Source organism: uncultured Sphingobacterium sp., assembly GCF_964277905.1.
GTDB classification, from domain to species: domain Bacteria; phylum Bacteroidota; class Bacteroidia; order Sphingobacteriales; family Sphingobacteriaceae; genus Sphingobacterium; species Sphingobacterium siyangense.
Genome location: NZ_CAXYKD010000024.1, coordinates 216,288 through 236,435, shown reverse-complemented (window position 1 = coordinate 236,435; position 20,148 = coordinate 216,288). Strand labels below are relative to the sequence as shown.

At 41.6% G+C, this 20,148-nt stretch carries 12 protein-coding genes; 3 read left to right on the top strand and 9 right to left on the bottom strand.

Annotation, left to right across the window (positions count from 1 at the left end; translation table 11 throughout):
- Nucleotides 1-170: 170 nt before the first annotated feature.
- The 7 genes from ACHWSC_RS10920 to prfB all read right to left on the bottom strand — a co-directional run bounded on the left by ACHWSC_RS10920 (nt 171) and on the right by prfB (nt 13,075).
- Complete coding sequence (locus tag ACHWSC_RS10920; protein ID WP_394676795.1) at nt 171-2,552, bottom strand: PQQ-binding-like beta-propeller repeat protein; 2,382 nt, start codon at nt 2,550-2,552, stop codon at nt 171-173.
- Between the two features lie 75 nt (nt 2,553-2,627).
- Entirely contained in the window at nt 2,628-4,421 is a 1,794-nt protein-coding gene (locus ACHWSC_RS10915) for a RagB/SusD family nutrient uptake outer membrane protein (protein ID WP_394676794.1), read from the bottom strand.
- Between the two features lie 17 nt (nt 4,422-4,438).
- Complete coding sequence (locus ACHWSC_RS10910; protein ID WP_394676793.1) at nt 4,439-7,864, bottom strand: TonB-dependent receptor; 3,426 nt, start codon at nt 7,862-7,864, stop codon at nt 4,439-4,441.
- Nucleotides 7,865-8,101: 237 nt separating this feature from the next.
- The gene (locus ACHWSC_RS10905) at nt 8,102-9,211 is read right to left on the bottom strand and encodes a FecR family protein (RefSeq protein ID WP_394676792.1); all 1,110 of its coding nucleotides are present in this window, start codon (nt 9,209-9,211) and stop codon (nt 8,102-8,104) included.
- A gap of 137 nt (nt 9,212-9,348) precedes the next feature.
- Nucleotides 9,349-9,891, bottom strand: a complete 543-nt coding sequence (locus ACHWSC_RS10900; protein ID WP_201666893.1) for an RNA polymerase sigma factor — start codon at nt 9,889-9,891, stop codon at nt 9,349-9,351.
- A 201-nt stretch (nt 9,892-10,092) separates the two neighbouring features.
- Nucleotides 10,093-11,538 carry a glycosyltransferase gene (locus ACHWSC_RS10895; protein WP_394676791.1) on the bottom strand — a complete coding sequence of 482 codons (1,446 nt, stop codon included), beginning with the start codon at nt 11,536-11,538 and terminating at the stop codon, nt 10,093-10,095.
- A 453-nt stretch (nt 11,539-11,991) separates the two neighbouring features.
- A protein-coding gene (gene prfB / locus ACHWSC_RS10890) for a peptide chain release factor 2 (RefSeq protein ID WP_394676790.1) occupies nt 11,992-13,075 on the bottom strand; the annotation gives its coding sequence in 2 pieces (ribosomal slippage) (nt 11,992-13,014 and nt 13,016-13,075; 1,083 coding nt in all).
- Nucleotides 13,076-13,293: 218 nt separating this feature from the next.
- Here prfB and pgi point away from each other — a divergent pair.
- On the top strand, nt 13,294-14,964 hold the full coding sequence (gene pgi, locus ACHWSC_RS10885; protein WP_394676789.1) for a glucose-6-phosphate isomerase: 1,671 nt from the start codon (nt 13,294-13,296) through the stop codon (nt 14,962-14,964).
- Nucleotides 14,965-15,075: 111 nt separating this feature from the next.
- On the opposite strand, the gene ACHWSC_RS10880 is transcribed toward pgi, so the two are convergent.
- Nucleotides 15,076-16,992, bottom strand: coding sequence for a heavy metal translocating P-type ATPase (locus ACHWSC_RS10880; RefSeq protein ID WP_394676788.1), 1,917 nt, complete (start codon nt 16,990-16,992; stop codon nt 15,076-15,078).
- 263 nt (nt 16,993-17,255) lie between these two features.
- Nucleotides 17,256-17,597 (bottom strand): phage holin family protein, encoded by a 342-nt coding sequence (locus ACHWSC_RS10875; RefSeq protein WP_075990513.1) that lies wholly within the window; start codon nt 17,595-17,597, stop codon nt 17,256-17,258.
- A 385-nt stretch (nt 17,598-17,982) separates the two neighbouring features.
- Between ACHWSC_RS10875 and ACHWSC_RS10870 the strand changes: the two genes are divergently transcribed.
- Both ACHWSC_RS10870 and ACHWSC_RS10865 read left to right on the top strand, forming a co-directional pair.
- The gene (locus ACHWSC_RS10870; RefSeq protein ID WP_046673759.1) at nt 17,983-18,408 is read left to right on the top strand and encodes a DUF2147 domain-containing protein; all 426 of its coding nucleotides are present in this window, start codon (nt 17,983-17,985) and stop codon (nt 18,406-18,408) included.
- Between the two features lie 154 nt (nt 18,409-18,562).
- Nucleotides 18,563-19,810 carry an ABC transporter permease gene (locus tag ACHWSC_RS10865; protein ID WP_088159803.1) on the top strand — a complete coding sequence of 416 codons (1,248 nt, stop codon included), beginning with the start codon at nt 18,563-18,565 and terminating at the stop codon, nt 19,808-19,810.
- Nucleotides 19,811-20,148: the final 338 nt, after the last annotated feature.

Here is a 20,148-nt window from a genome sequence, read left to right as displayed (position 1 = left end):
GGTTATAAAAGATGAACAACCGTATCTGACTTTAGGTAAGATTAGGTATCCCAAGATTCGCTTTGATCATAAGTCGAATGGGAGTGTACACTTTTTAAGAATAAAAGAAAAAGGGAGGTACTAACTCTAAAATGAGTTAGCACCTCCCTTTTTTGTTATATGTATAAATACTAGAGTTTAAAGCACGAAACATTTCCTGCGAAATCAGCCACATAAATCATATCGCCATCCACTGTGATGTCTGAAAATATAGGCGAACCTAGGTTGAATTTTGATAGGAGTTTACCCGCTTTATTAAGGACGTAGACATAGCCGTCTGAAGCACCAAAAACTAACTTGTCTTTGACTTCAATAACAGCAGATTCAACTGTGCCGACCAGTTTATGGTTATCAGGACTACTGTATGCAGAAGAATAGACAAGAGCTTCTCCAGTGGGAAAATGCCACTTCTCTTCCAGAGTCTGTAGATCATAGGCTTTTATTCCGTTGGTGGAAGTTGGCATAACCAAAAGGTTTTCACTGACCTTTGGTGCAGTCATCACCTTAAAATCGTCGGTTTTAATGCTCTTCTGTGAGATTTCTCCCGTTTTTAGATCGATCTTAAAGATGCCATTGAGGCCGGTCGTATAGATGTAATCATTTTGAGCTGTTATCCCGCCACTTCTAAAACGTAAGCCATCTTCCTGACGTTTCCAGAGCAGTTTTCCGGTATGGATATCATAAGCACAGAGCGCATTCCAGTTGTATCCAGCTAAAAGAACTTGACCGACAACCGATAGTTCCGCAGGAGTAGCCTCTCCGCCTGATGGTTCTACACCTTCCCATAACGGTTTGCCTGTATGAATATCAATCGCAGACATTCGTTTTCCTAATCCAGTATAATAGATCCCGTTGTCAAGCGCAGCGCCAGAAACAAAGGTCGGGAGACTTGGAGTCGAAGGTTTCTTTGTCCACAGGATTTTACCTGTATTTGCATCTATGGCATAGACATTGGTTTCAACATCGGTGGCCAACAATATACCATCACTGAAACGTAATTTATGCTTAATGGAATTTATCGTTGGCAGAGACCATAATACTTTTCCACTCCGTCTATCCAGGGCTTTGATTGCATGATTGGTTCCTATGCCATCATCCATTGTGGCTATAAAAAGTTTATCGCCAACAACCAAAGGGCTTGTTTTCCAAATATTTCCATTGACTGAAGTGGACCACTGTAGTTTGATCTTATCATTTTCTGCTGGCGCGAGGTTAAACGTTTCTTTCTTTAAGGTCTGTTTGCCATTCCCGTAACGAATCGTGATAAGTGCATCGTATTGTCCTTTGTGATTTTGTTTTTGGAAAGGAACATTTGCTTGCCATGTCCAATCTCCGGAGGCTTTCAGCGAAATCGAGCTTATGCGATTTCCGGTCTCATGTGCGGATATTGTGAGGTCTACGCCCTGTATTTGTCGCTCACTATCGTAGGCGTTGACCAGTATAGGCAGCGTTTGGTCAGCATTTAAGGACTGATTTCCTACGGGCCGTACCAACTGGACGTGATCACGTAAGTTTGTGTAGATCGGCTTGATATTCTTGATACCTTGTTTGTCAATATCGACGACAACAAATTGTGCGGCAGAATTATCAATACCACCTTTGTTAGGGGCATTGGAACAAACGACATAGACACCATTTTGTTTGAAGACGAAATTGTTGTGCCAGTGTCCATAGAACCAGGCCTTAAGGTTATATTGCTTTAAATCGATCTGTTCTTTTTCTCCTTTAAGTACAAAATCAGGCCCTACAAAGAAGTCATGGTTAATAAAGATCAACGGCTTGGATTTATCCATGGCAGCTAGATCTTTTTTGAGCCAAGCTATGATCTGATCAGCCGTGTAGCTGGGTTTATAATCGCCATTTGGCATTGGTGTAACGACGAAGTGAGCCGGCCCGGCGTCGAATGAGTAATAAGTCGGTCCAAAAAGATCTTCAAATAGCTTCTCGCCATATTCACCTTTGACAAGATCATGATTGCCGACGGTATAGTAAGTCGGTCTGCCCATGAGTTCGCTGTTAACTTGCTTGGCATGAAAAAGCATGCCCGGTTCATAGCAGATATCTCCGGTATGCATGATCAGACTTGCACGCTGTTGCTTGGCGTAGTTTCTGACATTATCAATCCAAGGTCCGTATAGCGGTGTTTCTGTATCCGTGATTTGGATAAACCGTAGAAAATCGTTTTGTTGGACCGCATGTTTGACTAAAGCGAAGTCTAGATTTTTGGCATCCGCACGCAATGGAATGTAATGTGTTTTGGTAGCCTTGTAACCACTGGGTACAGTGACAGACAAAAAGCGGGCATTGGGGTTATAGGGCAGAGTATATGTTCCGTCTCTGTTGGTTTTTACCACATCATAACCATCGGATACAGTGATTCCACCGAGGAGGTTTTCGTTCTTTTCGAACAGGTTATTCGCATTCTGATCTTCAAAAACCCGACCAACGCGTTGTTGTGCAAAAAGGGAGGGAATCGGAAGGAGGCAGCAGGCAAGTAATTTGAGTAATTTCATGTTGTTTAAATAAAATCGAGCCAGCTGTACCAAGGGGAGAGCTGGCTCTTTATTGTCTAGATCAAATTGTAATTATTATTTCCAGCCTGTTGGTTGCTCCAATTTGGGATTTAATACAATTTGTTCAATTGGTATCGGGAAATAATAGTATTTAGCTTCATCAAAACTTCGTGGACGCTGTGGTGCTTTATCATCTAAGAACATGATCTTTCCGGAAGTTTCATTAGAGAGATAAAAAGTTCCTTCATTGATATAAAACTTGGCGATCTTTTCTTTTACCGCTGTAGGGAGATTTGCGATAGGAGAGTCATCGCCTTTTTTGAGAATGGCAATATCTGCGACCCCATCTCCAGTAACGTCTACACCGCCCAAAGCAGGAATGTATATTCCTGAAGGGGCTTGAGCTAGCAGTGATCCAGCTTTCCATCGGTAAAGATCGTCAAAACGGAATCCTTCACAGGCGAGTTCCACACGGCGTTCGCGACGAATTTCTAGTAAAACACCTTTATTGTTTCCGCTTACAGTCGGATATTGTTTGGCAAGATAACTATCTGGCGTGGCATTGGCCGTCGCAAGATTCAGCGCTGGCATACCAACCCGATTACGGATCTTATTTATTGTTGCATCAATATCGGCCTGTGTTAAAGTTCCTAATTCAGCTTTTGCCTCGGCATTAATCAATAATACTTCGGCATAACGCATGATTGGGAGATCGGTATAATTCAGCTCCCATCCGCCGCGGAGTGCGGGATCACGTGGGTAAAATTTAATTTGAAGTAATCCACCGAAGTCCGGACGCGTTATATAGGGCGTTCCCGCAGCGTTGTTGCTAAATCCTGGAGGCATCACTGTTTCGGCTAGACGAGGATCGCGATCTTGGAAAATCTCCGTAAAATTTTTCTTGTCGTAATTAGTTTTGGAGGTAAATGGAGTACCATCTTTCATTAGGAACTCATTGGCTAAGCTTGCGCTCAACGCCCATTGCCAATCTAACACTGTATGAGTATTATTTGCAACCCCTAGATCACGACTGTTCTTTTGTAAAAAAATAATCTCTTTATTGGTCGAAAGGTTATTGCTAGCAAAAAGTGCCCTGTAATCTGTAACGCTGCTTCCCGCGATTGAAAAACCACCATTGCTCATGATTTCTTGAGAAGCAGAAACTGCTCTTTCCAAAAATGTTTGCGCAGTGCTCTGGAGATTCAATTCTGTATGATATTTACGGAATGTTCCTTCATGGAGGGAAATTCGCGACAATAAAGTCAAGGCACTCCATTTTGTTAAGTAAGAATTATCTGTACGCGCTGGTAGCACATTTGCGACAGCAAATTCAAGGTCTTTCATGACCGAGTCCACAACAGCTGTCCGCGGATCTTTTGCTTTGTACAGTTCTTCGGAGGTTGTTCCTAATGCATGGGAGTACCAAGGCACATCACCATATTTTTTGACCATCTTATAATAGAAGTTTGCACGAAGTAGTCGGGCTATTCCGATATAGTGATTTATTACAGCCGGATCGCCAGCAACTTTTCCGGCATTGTCCAGCATATAATTCACATCGCGTAAAGGAGCCCATACATCTTTATCCCAGCCTTTAACCGTTGCGGGAGACAATGTGCCTGCCAGCAATGTCCTCACTTCAGCATTTTGATCGTTGTTGCTCAATGCAATATTGTCCGAATAAAGGTCGGTGTATTCCGCACGCATTTGTTTATAAAGACCATTCGTATACGTTGCGAGATCTTCAGGTGTATTAAAAAAGACCTCCTTGGTAATAGCTGAACCCGATGTTCGGTCCAGATAGTCTTTTTTGCAAGAAGCACCCAGCAGAACAAGGGATGCTAAAGCGATATAATTGATACGTTTCATTTTTTTAGTTTTAGAAATTAAAGATTCACGTTTAGGCCGAAAGTAAATGTCCGTTGAAAAGGATACGCTGCCTGTACCCTGTTTGCTGACGATGGATATATACCGCCCAGAGATTCTGGATCTAACTTAACTTTGAGGTGTGAAATTTCGAACACGTTTTCTGCACTAAAGAAGAAACGTACTTTATGTAGTTTAAGGCTGTTTAATACCGATTGAGGCAACGTATAGCCCACAGTTAGGTTTTTCACACGCATATAGGCTCCATTTTGCATATAACGTTTGTTTGGTATACCAAGTTGTTGGTAATTGTCTTCTGCCGAATAAGCGCGTATTGCCGGGAAGTAAGCATTTTGATTATCGGGTGTCCAATGATCAGCATTTTGAACTGTTGGATTTGTCCATGGCTGCGCATTCACCCCCCAGAAATAGATATTAGAAGCACCTGGATACCAATCACGTTTTCCGATGCCCTGTAGAAATACCCGGAAGTCGAAACCTTTCCATCCTGTTGATAGGTCAACACTGTAAGGTAGACGAGAACTGTTGTTGCCAATAATATGCATATCGCCTGGATCGTCTACTGTCTTTTTGCCCATGTCGACTTTGCCATCTCCATTACGGTCGGCAAAGATCGGATCGCCTGCATAGAACTTGTACGATTGATCGTCCGTTCCCATGGCAGTTTGATTTGGATGCTGTGTAACATCGGCGTCGCTTTTGAAAAAGCCAACGATATCTCCTCCCCAAATCTCTCCGATTTCTTGACCCACATAGTTTCTTATCCAATTGTCGCCCAAAGATCTGCTCGGGTTGTCAAAGCGTGTTATCCAAGACCGGTTATCAGCCAAAGTTACTGCAATGTTGTACCAGAATGGTGAGCCGCCAACTTCTTTACTATCACGCCAGGTTAGACGTAATTCCCAGCCTTTTGTTTTCAGGTCACCTGCATTCTCTACGGGAATCACCGTGCCGAATGGCCCTGGAAGCTCTTTTCCGGGTACCAGCATATCTTTGGTATAACGCGTATATTTGTCAAAATTTACGCCTAATTTGCTGTTGAAAAAATTCATGTCAATCCCAGCATTAACCGTTTGAATAGTTTCCCAGGTAAAGGTGTCTGAGACTGCATTTGGACTATATACCGCCTGAGGTTTTCCAGTTCCCAGAATATAATCCGTCTGTTTGTTATTCATAATTGGGATATACGGATACGTGTCGTAGTAAGGTCTGCCGCTATCATATGAGAATAGTTGGTTCCCAAGGGAACCATAAGATCCTCTGATCTTTAAGAAATCCATGGATAGTGCCTGTTTAACAGGTTCGAAGAAACTCTCTTTTGAAACGGCCCAACCTGCAGAAATGGATGGAAAAAAGCCCCAGCGATTGCCAGCAGGAAAACGGGAAGATCCATCAAAACGACCGTTGAATTCCGCCAGATATTTCTCTTTGTAATTGTAACTTACACGAGAGAAAATCCCCTGTACTGCCCAATCTTTGATTTGCTCATCTTTCGTGACATTTCCCGTTGCAGTGCCTATCGACGGGACGGATGAAGATATTAAGTTAAGTGCTTTTACCCAATTGTTGTTCGCATAGTAATATTCTTGATTGTAACCCACCATGGCCTGGAAATAATGATCTCCAATCTCTTTATGAAAATCTGTGTAGATATTATACACATTATATCGGGTCGTTGAATTATCATTTCGCGCGTAGGTATTGGAGAATGTCGGTGTTAATACAGCTTGTGGGCCAGTCTTATACATGGAGGGCACATCGTACGAACGAGTTGTTCCCGCGGTTCTACGGATGGTTGCATCGGCATTTAAATCCCATACGCCTTTTATTAGCGCTGCTTTAGCGGAAAAGGTTGTGACAAACTCATTGATGCGGTTATCTTTTCTGCCCCCTTGTTGTAAAGCACCGAGTACTTGTGCTCCTGCTTTTGTCCAGGTTCCATCGGGATTGAAGGGAACATCTAAAGAGTTTGTGCGGTTGACATTCCAGAAAAAATCACCATCCAAAAATACAGGAGCTTCATAGTTTGTACTCGTTAATAGAGTATTATTGGAAATCTGTAGCCAATTTGTCACATCAAGATCGACTTTTCCCCTGATGTTGTAACGTTTGTAAATATCATTGCCATATTTTAAAAGCCCGTCCTGTCTGTAGTAGTCACTTGATAAATAATAACCGATCTTATCGGATTTCTTCGCAATACTTAAATTAGCATTATAGGTGGGAGCAGTATTGTTATAAGCCTCTTTTAGCCAGTCTGTAGTGCCTGTATATACCCAATCCTGACCATTGTCAGACAGGGTTACGGCAGGTAATGATGGGTCCAGTGAACGTTTTTTTGCATACTCACGTGCAGATTCCGGGTAGAGATTATACAAAGGCTTTCCAGCTTCTGTTTTAATGTCCATGACCTGATAAGGATCCGTAATAAATTTAGGAAGCTTTCCTAGTGTTCTGTATCCCACATTGCTACTAAAAGCAATATCTAATTTGTCACTTTTGGCTTTTTTAGTGGTAATCAATACCACGCCGAATCCCCCACGGGCACCATAGATTGCCGCAGAAGCCGCATCTTTCAATACAGTTACGTTCTCCACGTCATTTGGGTTGATGCGGGCTACTTCGTCGGATGAGTAAGGAATGTTATCAACCAAAATCAATGGTTCTCCACCATTTAAACTTGTAAAACCACGAACGTTGAAGGAAGGGTTTGTGGTTGCGCGCCCATTGGCACTTGTGATATTAAGATTTGGAATCAAACCCTGTAATCCGGCACCCAAGTTGGCGATAGGGCGGCTTTCTAATTGTTTTGAAGAAACCATATCAACAGCACCCGTAAGATTGACTTTCCTTTGTGTACCATAACCCACGACCACCACCTCATCTAATTGAGAGTTGCTTGCTTGTAATGTTACATTGAAAATACGTTGATCCCCTACTTGTATGCGTTCCGCCGTGTAGCCCATATATTGAAATACCAATACTGCCTTCTCAGGTATCCGAAGCGAAAAGTGCCCGTTGGCATCTGTTTTTGTAGATAATGCGGAATTTCCCTCTACAGACACCGTTACACCGGCAAGTACTGCTTTTGAATCGCGAACTGTACCTGTAATTTCGATATCTGTACGTTGTTTTTCGGAAATTACAATGGTGTTGTTGAGAATCTGATAGCTTAGATTCTGTCCTTTAAGTGCTTTGGATAGCACTTGTGAAATGGAAGCATGATTTGCATCCACACTGATGGGCTGCAGATTATTCAGCAGTTTTTCATCATAAAAAAATCGTAAGTCTGTTTGCTTAGAAATTTCTTGTAAAACTTTCTCAACCTTTACTTTTTTCAAGGAGAGATTGACTGTTTGTGCATTTCCCGAGGCATGTGCTCCCAAAGCAAGGGAAAGCAAAGAAAGAGTGCTTAACTTTATCATACATAAAGTTTTGAAGGCTGGAGGGATCCGGAATTCCCGTGTTTTCTCCTGCCTTTTCATTGGAGAAAAAAAATTCATAAATTAGAATGATTTTTGAGGTTTTAAATTTCTGTTGGTAATCAGTAAAATAAGCCTTGGATTTAACTGGGGATGCGTCAACATCCCCTTCTTTTGTTATTGCCAGGCGATAAGTCGATGTTTATGCCATAGATATATTTTTTAGGTAGATAATCAATTTCATTGCACGATTACTTTCCGACCGTTGATGTCGAATTTTCGTCCCGTTGCTAAAGCAAGGATCTCCAATACTTCTGAAAGCTTACTGTTTCTGCTTATGGAGCCTTTGTAGGTAGAAGCGTTAGTGATGGCTTCGATATTTTTAAATTCAACATTATACCAACGTGCAATTTGCTGCGTGATATCGTTGAAATTGCTGCCGTCGAAATAAAATTCTTCACGCTGCCATGCTGTATTTTTCGCTAGATCACTTACTTTGACCTCAATATCATTCGTCAATGTTGTCGCTTGCTCACCGGGCTTAATAATGGTCTGCTTACCTTCTTTAAGAACTTTTACACTTCCCTCCACGAGTGACGTGGATACTTCATTCTGATACGCATTTACATTGAATGTGGTGCCCAATACTTCGATTGTTGTACCGTTGGCGTGGATGCGGAAAGGTCGGCTAGCATCCTTAGCGACCTTAAAATAAGCTTCTCCCGTTAATGTAACTTGACGTTGATCTGCCTCAAAATGTGTTGGATAAGAAAGCTGCGTGAGCGAATTGAGCCATACTTTTGTGCCATCTTCTAAAATGACCATATAAGTACCGGCCTTGGGTACATCAACACGGAAATTTTTCCCGGCTATAGCTGTTGTTGAATTATGCTGTTGGACAAATGGATCTGCGAGCTGCTGCTCTTTTCCTGTCGGTGTTATAAGTTTTGCATAATGCCCTCCTGGAAGGATGTCATTGTGAAAAGTCTTGTTGTGGGAACGAACCTCCGCTGCCAATGTAAGCGGTATTTGTGCTGGCGAGGACAATTTTTGATAGAACCAGAAGCTAAACCCTAGAATGGCGATAAGCGTGGCTGCAACCATCCATTTAGATCGTATCCAGCTCATTCGTTTGAGCGGTACGGGTTCATCAAATAGTTGGTCATCTAATCTTGCATTGATACGTGATGCCAGGTCGGGTGGATTTTCGTTCACTGACAGCTCGTTCTCGGATTGGTCCAATGTATAAAACCAACGGAGTACCTGTTGTTCTTCCGCGGCTGTACATTGGCCTTCCAAGTATTTTTTAAGCAAGGCTTTGGCTTGATCTGATGATTCTTGTTCCTTCATACAAACCTATAATCCCCTTATGCGAAGAGAAGTACCGAAGAAAAATCAAAAAAAATATAAATTATTGTATTACAGTGTTTTTAAATTAGAAAGTATTGAAAAATGAGACTGCATGACACAAGTTCGTCTAGCGGATATTATTTAAATCGAAGCTTGAGCCAGCCTAAAGCCAGGGAGATATTGTTTTTTACGGTTTGTTCTGATAGTGCAAGTTCCGTGGCGATATCTTTAATAGACATGGATTCTTTTCTGCTAAGCGAGAAAGCAGATCGCATTGTTGAAGGCATCTTGTCAATTTCTTGCTCGATAAGTACAGCGAGTTCCTTTGCCAATAGCTCTTCTTCAGATGTGGTGGTTAAAGTTTGTGTTTGAAAGGTCTTGGAGAGGTTTTCAGCACGGACAACTTTCCTTTGTTCATGAATAGTCCAGTCAATGATTTTGTACTTGGCTGTTTTAAAAAGATACGGATAGAGGGAGGACTCAATGTTTATTTTGTGTCTATTGTTCCAAAGGGCGACAAATACCTCCTGCAGGATATCTTCACAGTCTTCAACACAGGAAATACGGCGCTGTATAAATCGAAAAAGTATAGCAGAATAGCGATTGACTAATTCCGAAAAAGCATGACGGTCATTGGCTTGAATCCCAACGAATAGCACGGTGTCATCTAACTGTTCCATAATTACCGCAATTTGTGTACTCCCTTAGTTTAATTTAGGCCAAATTTATAATTGTGGTGTTAAGTTAGTATTAAAAACAAAAAATATGATAATGTTTTTTTTAATCAAACGATTGCATTGGATTTTTAATATAAAAAAACGACGGTTTTCCTGTTGCAGATCATAGAAAGTAACAGAAAAACCGCCGTGTGGTCTTATGATTTAACCCCTTGTCAACCAACCTCTGCGTCCAGCTGTCGCTATAGCATACGGTGTAATCCAGAATAAGCTGAAAGCATAAAATATACTGTAACTATAAGCCCAAAAAGCTTCTTTGGCGTCGGAGTTTTTCGAAGCAAAGAAATAGGCCTGAATGCTGGAAAATATTAAGATACCGACCAACGTTGAGCTTAAGAACATCAATGGATAATGAAATACTGTCCACAGCATCAATAACATCATTGGATAAGACAATAATACTTTTTTCCATTGCATAAGCAATAAGATACGTGCTCCCCATTTAGGTCCTTGACGGAAATTCTTAAATGCAAATTGACTCATCGCAATGTTTTCGCGCACGTTGCTTCGTTCCCAACGGATAAACATCTTGTACAGATTTTTGTAACGGACCGGCGTGTCGGTATAAACGTATGCATTGGATTGAAATAACACATGATAACCTTGTTTTAGGATCATATTGGTCATCGCACGATCTTCACCGATATCAGACGGTTGCCCCATAAAAGTCTGGTTGATCCAATCCTCCAAACAGTTCATGACAGCCTCTTTACGATAGCCGGACAAGGCTCCTGGTGTACACATGACCGTACCCAACATACTTTGCGCAGAACGCACAAACTCAAAGCTGAATACGAAGCTAACGTTCAACATACGAGGTATAATCGCTTTTTTATTATTCAATACGCGCACGTTGCCCGCAACTGCTCCACACTCCTTGTTTGTTACAAAAGGACTCGCCATATTACGTATAGTATCCTTTTTAACAATAGAATCACTATCAACCGTAATAAAGATTTCTCCGGTACCTAACTTAAATCCACGGTATAAAGCATGTCTCTTACCCATATTCTTGGGCTGTTGATAAATTTCAACACGATCGCCCAATTCCATTTTGGCACGTTGTATCCAGGCAAAGGTATTGTCCTTGCTACCGTCGTCAATGGCAATGATCTGAAGTTTCTTCTCCGGATAATCGCTGCTGACCAAACTATGTAAGGTATCATAGACTAACTGTCCTTCATTATAAGCCGGAACAATAATCGTACAAGTAGGCAGCTCATCGTCCGATACAGAAGCAATGGGTTTATATTTACGGTGCAGTACAATCAAAAAAATCAAAAAGCTGACAGCGATAGCAGCTAAAAATATACCTAAGACGATCAGAAATGTTCCGCCGATGCTGTCCAAACGTTGGAAACGTAATGCATCAAAATCAGGCTGAAGCATGTATACGCCAAAAACTGACGCAAATAATATAAAAAAAGTCGCTCCAAAAATACCATATTCTTTTGGACCAAAGTTGCTTTCCTCGTTTTTGCTCACTGTATTATCAGATCGCTTTTCTCCTGCATTTACATCATATACAGCAGGCTTCCATTGTTTGGTCATCTGCTTGGATACGATCGAGTTTTCTTTCATGTAATTCATAACCGTTCTATTTTAGATATACATTCGTTCATTCTATATTTAATCGATACCGCAATCGGTATCATTTGTAATGAAAATATTACGATTCCATAAACGCAAAACACATGCCTTTATTTTGTGCCAAAAATGATCCGACTGTTTAAATTGTAACGTTCTTGATACAAAATAGCATTAAGTAAGTTGTTCTTTTTCAGTGTTTTAATTTTATTTTGTAATAAAAATCGATTAAAATATAATAACGATATGGGCAGTAGACTTTTAAGGTTTTTTAACATTTGCCTGCAGATTGTTAAGAGAAATTGACAATTTTTGTGACAAACTGTGTAGGAAAGGGGGCAATGGGTGGGCTGAAGAAATTCTGCTTAAGTCAAATAAAAAAAACAAAAGATAGCGCAAAAAAAAGACGCTCCCAAAAGAGAGCGTCTCCAATATCATCAAGTTTCGAAATCGTCTTTATCCGCCAAATTCCATTAGATAATTTTTTAGAAAATCATTTAGATCACCATCCAGCACAGCTTGTGTATTGGATGTTTCGTAATTGGTCCGTAAATCTTTAATTAACTTGTAAGGATGTAGGACATAATTTCGAATTTGGGATCCCCATTCTATTTTCTTTTTGTTTCCTTCAATAGCAGCGGTAGCTTCCTGGCGTTTACGCATTTCAATCTCATATAACTGTGATTTCAATAAGCGCATCGCATTTTCTTTGTTTTGTAATTGCGATCTGGATTCCTGATTTTTAATAATAATGCCAGTAGGTTTGTGATGTAATCGAACAGCTGTTTCCACCTTATTTACGTTCTGGCCACCTGCACCACCTGAGCGGAACGTGTCCCACTCGATTTCCGAATCCTTAACATCAATCTCAATATTATCATCAATCAAGGGGTAGACATAAACAGACGCGAAGGAAGTATGGCGTTTTGCATTGGAATCAAACGGAGAAATCCGAACAAGCCTGTGTACACCGTTTTCTCCCTTAAGGTAACCATAAGCAAAATCGCCTGATATCTGTAAGGTTACACTCTTAATGCCTGCAACATCACCTTCCTGCGAATCTTGTTCGGTCACTTTATACCCATTTTTCTCGCCCCACATAATATACATACGCATCAGCATGGCAGCCCAGTCACAACTTTCAGTCCCGCCGGCACCAGCTGTAATCTGTAAAATTGCATCCAGCTGATCTTCTTCGGCGCTAAGCATGTTTTTGAATTCGAGTTCCTCGACTTGCGCTAAAGCTAGTTTATATTGGTCATCCACTTCCTTATCACTCGCGTCGCCAGATTGGAAGAATTCATACATGACATATGCGTCTTCAACCGCCGCTGCAACTTCATCGAAGTGGTCTGTCCATACCTTTTGGTTTTTTATGGCCAAGAGTATTTTTTCTGCAGTTTTGGAATCATCCCAAAAGCTTGCTTCAAGCGTAATAGCTTGATCTCTTTCTATTTCTTCTTTGCGTGCATCGATGTCAAAGATGCCTCCTCAGGGAAGTAACACGATCCCTCAAGTCTTGAATTTGTTCTTTTGTCATATCCGCTAAAGTAGAAATTTTAATTAATAAATTCGTGCTTCTATCGAATAACTTCGCGCCCAATATAGATTGCCCAATAGGGATAATTTGACCTTTTTTTTTTAGTTTTGGTATTGTCAACGGAATAAACCTTCATTTAAGGATCTACACAATGTGTAACAATGAAATACTGAAGGCTCTTATTGATGTTTAAAACAAATAATTTCAGTAAAAACAGTATGTTCCCAAAAATTAATTTTACAAAGACTGAGGCCTATAAGAATCTAGCGCAGCATTTTGGTTCTTTATCAGGTCTATCCAACAATAGCGAAAAAAATGATCTACGCGCACTTTTTGCCGCAGATCCCGCACGTTTTGAGAAGTTCTCGATCGCTTTCGAAGATATACTTTTGGATTACTCCAAAAATCGGATTACCGAAGAAACAAAAGCGCTCTTGGTCCAGTTGGCTAAAGAATGTGGCCTTGCTGATGCGATAGCAGCGATGTTCTCGGGTGAGCGCATCAACGCGACCGAAAATAGACCGGTGTTACACACCGCTTTGCGAAATCAATCCGATCAGCCCGTTTATGTGGATGGAAAGGATGTTATGCCTGATGTTAAACGCGTGCTGGCACAAATGAAAGCCTTCACGGAAAAGATTATATCTGGTCAGTGGAAAGGATATACGGGTAAAGAAATTACAGATGTGGTTAATATCGGTATCGGTGGTTCAGATCTAGGTCCTGTGATGGTAACAGAAGCCTTAAAAGCATATAAAACGCGCTTAAATGTACATTTTGTTTCCAACGTAGACGGTACACACATTGCTGAAACATTGAAAGCTGTGGATCCTGAAACAACCTTGTTTCTGATTGCTTCAAAAACTTTCACAACGCAGGAAACGATGGCCAATGCGCATACAGCTAAAGACTGGTTTTTGGCGAGCGGAGCCCTTCAGGAGGATGTCGCTAAGCATTTTGCAGCATTGAGCACGAATACAGAGGCAGTACGTGCTTTTGGAATAGATACTCAAAATATGTTTGAGTTTTGGGACTGGGTAGGAGGACGTTATTCCCTGTGGTCTGCTATAGGTCTTTCAATTAGCTTGGCAATAGGCTTTGATAATTTCGAGGAACTTTTGAAAGGTGCCTACGATGCGGACGTTCATTTTAAGGAAACTTCTTTCGAATCCAATATTCCCGTGATATTGGCTTTGCTTGGTGTATGGTACAATAATTTTTTCAAAGCCGAAAGCCATGCAATTCTCCCTTACGATCAATATCTACACCGTTTTGCTGCATATTTCCAACAAGGGGATATGGAGAGTAACGGCAAATATGTTGACCGTAATGGCCAACAGGTGGATTATCAGACTGGACCGATTATATGGGGTGAACCTGGTACGAACGGGCAGCATGCCTTCTATCAGTTGATTCACCAGGGAACCAAATTGATTCCGTGTGATTTCATTGCGCCTGCCAATAGCCTTAATCCGATCGGAAACCACCACCAATTGCTATTGTCTAACTTTTTTGCACAGACGGAGGCTTTGATGAATGGCAAAACGGAGGAAGAAGTAGTTGCCGAATTCAAGAAAGCAGGCAAATCGGACCAAGAAATAGAAGCGCTTAAAGCCTATAAAGTCTTTGAAGGCAATCGCCCAACGAATTCCATCCTGTTCAAAATAATGACGCCACGTACTTTAGGACGACTTATCGCATTTTATGAGCATAAGATTTTTGTGCAGGGTGTGATCTGGAATATTTATAGTTTTGATCAATGGGGGGTGGAGCTAGGTAAACAATTGGCCAATCAAATCCTTCCGGAATTAAGTGACGCCAATACGGTTACGAGTCATGACTCTTCTACCAATGGATTGATCAATGCATATAAAGCTTGGCGGGATTAAATTTCTAACTAGGATCTAAAAGAGATCCTTTATACAACAGGACTGCCCTCAGAAAGTATCTAACTTTTTGGGGGCAGTGCTTTTTTATGGCATTACATGATCGCTCAGTTTTTAAACTTTTTTATGCTGGATCCGAATGGCATTTAAAATCGCCAGAAGAGCTACCCCCACATCGGCAATGACTGCTTCCCATAGTGTTGCAATGCCTCCGGCGCCTAGGATCAAAACAATGATTTTTATTCCCATCGCCAAGATGACATTTTGCCAGACAATACTTCGGGTTATTTTTCCAATTTTTATGGCCGACAAAATCTTGTGTGGCTCATCGTTTTGGATCACAACATCAGCAGTTTCAATAGTTGCATCAGCTCCCAGTCCACCCATAGCAATACCTACATGTGCTAAGGCAACTACAGGGGCGTCATTTACGCCATCGCCGGCAAAGGCAACGCGGCGTCCTTGATCAATCAGCTGCTGTACATGGCTTACTTTATCCTCAGGAAGAAGATCGCCATAGGCTTTGTCGAGTCCAAGTTCTTTGGCGACTTCATCTACTACCGCTGTTTTATCTCCAGATAACATGACTGTATACAAACCTTGAGCATGCATGGCTTGGATCACTTCCCTGGCATCTGGTTTAATTCGATCCGCAACAGTAATATAACCCGCATATTGACCTTCGATGGCGAGTAATACAACGGAGTATGCCATTTGCCTTAGATCTGCCGGATAGCTAATATCGAATTTGTCCATTAATTTGCTGTTGCCCGCGAGTGTGGGCTTTCCGTTAACAGTGGCGAAAAGTCCGTGGCCTGCTATTTCCTGGATTTTCTCAGCCTGAAATGCGGCAGTGCCGGGATGATAACTGGCGATCGCCTTCGCAATGGGGTGTGTTGAATGTGCCTCAATGGCTTTCGCATAGTTCAGTAATTCCTCTGGATCTCCATTGACGGCAAAAACTTCAGTTACCTCAAAGACACCGGCTGTAAGCGTGCCCGTTTTATCCATGACAACGGTATCGACTGAAGTGATGGCATCGAGGAAGTTGCCGCCCTTAAATAATATACCATTTCGGGAAGCTAAGCCTATGCCGCCAAAATAACCCAGGGGAATAGAAACGACCAGGGCGCAGGGACAGCTGATCACCAGAAAGACTAAACTCCGGTAGAACCAGTCCTTAAAACTATAGTCATGAACAAAAAATAGGGGTAAAATAAGGACCAAAAGCGCAAGGCCGAAAATAATAGGAACATATATCTTAGCAAATCTGGCGATAAACAATTGTGTTTTGGATTTACGTGCAGTGGCGTCCTGAACCATTTCCAGAATTTTGCTCAATTTGCTATCTTCAAATACGCTGGATACCTCGATTTGAACAACTGTTTCCAAATTGATCATACCTGCAAAGATAGCATCACCGGAATATTTTGTATCGGGTTTACTCTCCCCAGTCAAAGCAGCAGTGTTAAATGCCGCTTTTTCCGTTTTCAATGTACCATCCAGAGCCACTTTTTCTCCTGCTTTCACAAGGATAGTCTCGCCAATTGTGACAGTTTTTGGATTTACCTGCGCTTGTTGCCCATTGCGTATGACCGTTACTGTGTCTGGGCGGATATCCAATAAGGATTTGATTGATTTCTTGGCATTGTCGACGGCAGTATCCTGAAACCATTCTCCGATTTGATAGAACACCATTACCGCGACGCCCTCTTCAAATTCTCCAATGGCAAAAGCTCCCAAGGTCGCAACGGTCATCAAAAAGAACTCATTGAAAATATCGCCACGGCTTGCCTTGCGCAATGCCATTTGAATAACGGGGATTCCGGAAAGAAGATAGGCAATGCTATTTAAGGTCAAGTTGATGCCAAAGGGTAGGCTGATCTTAAAAGCATATTTCAATAGGAGTAAAGTAAGTAGAATGACAAGGGCCATGAGGAGCTTGCTTTGGGTAATCCACCAAGGACGGTCTTTTGTTGGAAGGCCGTGCTCCTGTGTGTCATGGCTATGCTCGTGGTTGTGTTCGCACATATATCAGCGGTTCTTTTAAAGAATTAAATTTAGCGAATTCTGCTGTAAAAAGCGAGGGAAATGAGGATAAACTCACCCTGAAGGACAATTATTTTAGACGATTATTTTAAAGGAATTGGAACAGTAAACAAGCTGTTTTTCAAACGACAGATGATGTCAGCAAGGAAAGATGATGTCAGCAAGGAAGGGGAAAATCGTTGAGTAATGAAAAGGCGTCCACATGTATTGATGTGGACGCCCGCTGCTATTTGATGAATGTATTTTTAATCTTTCGAAGTACTGCCAATAATCATTTCCAATATGGCAACGACAATGGCAAACAGTGCGGCAGTCCAGAATCCATCGACATCAAATTTGGAGCCGAGTAGCGAGTCTGATAACAAGACCATCAATACAGTAATAATAAAGGAAACCAGGCCGAGGGTAAGCCAATTCAACGGGAACGTAAATAACCTTAAAATCGATCCCACAGTCGCATTGACAAATCCAATGACGAGTCCTGTAACGATAGCCCAACCGAATCCAGCAACATGAGCGCCGGGAACAATCCAACACGCTATTGCGACGACTACACCAGTAAGTAAAAGACTAATAATAAATTTCATAATATGTGCTAATTTATAAAGAGTAAATAAAGTAATAATATAATAACTATCGTGCAAACCCGATGCCAAACTTTGTTTAGATTATGAATTTAAGTATTCTGGAGAAACGGGCATAGATGGGCCGTTAGCGTGGATCAATGCGGGCCGTCTGATTGGCGATGAGCAGTTTTAGAAATAAAAATATATGCAAGCATAGTAAATATTTTGTATATTTATTCAGAAGCTATGATGCTGTTGTTATTTGGTGGTCAATCATTATACTCGTTAAGTAGGGCGATTGCTGATGACGGAAAAGGGTTGATAGGAGTACTTGGGTGGTTTAAAAGCGATCATATTAACAATAGCGTGGAAATTGAGAGAATTAAGTTCATAAAATAATAGACCCATGAAGAAAATTATGATGTCATTCATAATGCTGCTGACTACAGTAGCATTATTTGCGCAAACAGATCCCATCATCGGAAAGTGGGAAAACCCAAGCGGTGAAGGCCGCGTTGAAATTTACAAGAAAGGCGATAAGTTTTTTGGTAAGCTCTATTGGCTGAAATTTCCAAATAATGAAGCCGGTCAGCCGAAGAAAGATATAAAAAATCCAGATAAAGCACTGCAGAGTAGAAATGTACAAGGGCTCGAAATCCTGACCAATTTTGATAAAGATGGCAATACGTATGTTGACGGAAAGATCTATGATCCGAAGTCGGGCAAAACGTATAGCTGCAAGATGACCTTAAAAGGCGATAAGCTTGATATCAGAGGTTATGTGGGTGTGAGCTTGCTTGGGCGCACCGAGACATGGAAAAGAATTAATTAAGATAGAAAATGGCCGTGAGACTAGCATAGTCCGCTTGCATGGATAGGTCAGATTCCACCAAAAAGGCAATTTATTTCTAGGAAGTAAATTGCCTTTTTGGTTTTGTGCTGGAATTACAGTATTTTCATCCCTACAAATTATAAATACCAGCTCTATGGCCGTAAAAATGTCTTATGTTGAAAATGTCAAGCTTGCACTGCAGTCCATTGTAGGGAATAAGCTGCGGACATTTTTAACAGCACTGATCATTGCCATAGGGATGATGGCATTAATAGGGGTATTGACCTCAATTGATGCCATGAAAAACTCGCTGACTGATTCCTTTTCATCGATGGGATCAAATTCCTTCAACATACGCAACAGGGGATTGAATGTTCGGATCGGTAATGAAGGGACTCGCTCAAAAGTCTTTGCTAATATTACCTACGCACAGTCTGCAAGATTTAGACAGGATTTTCACTTTAATGCATTGACATCAATCAGTGCCAATGTGAGTTGGAATACGACCGCAAAATATCAATCCAAAAAGACAAACCCCAATATCGGCCTGATCGGGACAGATGAAAATTATCTGCAGACATCAGGGTATGTTGTCAGCGAAGGCCGTAATTTTTCTACGCGGGAGGTTGAAACAGGTAGTGGCGTGATCATCATCGGTAGTGAAGTGAGTAAAATGCTATTCAACGAAATTATTGATCCAATAGGACAGTTTATTACTGTTAACAATATCCGCTATTTGGTGATAGGAGTCTTAAAAAGTAAAGGTTCCTCTGCCGGGATGGGCGGGGACAGAGCCTGCTTTATTCCCCTGATCAAGGCCCGGGCAGTGATGCAGGGTACCGAGCCTTCCTATGTGATCACTGTTTCTTCCAATGACCCCATGCGATTGGAAGCCGCAATCGGCGAAGCTACAATCGTATTTCGGAATATTCGCGGATTGGCATCACGGCAGTCAAATGATTTTGAAATCACCAAATCAGATGCGGTTGCCCAGATGCTGATGCAAAATATGGCTATGGTTACTTTGGGAGCGGTCGTGATTGCTTTTATAACCCTTGTGGGAGCTTCAATCGGATTGATGAACATCATGTTAGTTTCGGTCACTGAACGTACACGAGAGATCGGTATTCGTAAGGCAATCGGTGCAACACCGAGTGTTATACGTAAACAATTTCTGATGGAAGCAATTGTGATCTGTATGATTGGAGGTGTCGCCGGGATCTTTATAGGCATTTTGATTGGTAATATTCTGGCGCTGCAGCTCGGCACATCCTTTATTATACCTTGGGGAGCGATTATTTTAGGTTTCGCGGTATGTGGACTCGTCGGTATGTTATCGGGCTATTACCCGGCCTCAAAAGCATCTAAATTGGATCCAGTCGACGCACTTCGTTACGAGTAATTCACATAGGGGCGCCTACCGCTCTGTTTTCATGAAATTCTTATAGATAAGACCTTTTCTTATGCGATAGCTTAAATCCGCTAGCTTTCGCTCCTATCTGCTATTAAAATTCAGGCGCTTTTCGTCTAAAATGCGAGAGACCAAAGTTGAGATAAGGTTATACCAACTTCGGACTGCAAGCACAATGAGTCCACCTTGAGTCCACGTTGAGTCCACCTTTTTTAAGTGGATTTACCATTGAGAGATTGCTCATGCACCCTGCTTGCAGGACGAAGATATCTGGGGCTTGTCGCCCAGTTGCTCGCTATTAAAGCAAAAGGAAAAAGTAGATCGATTGA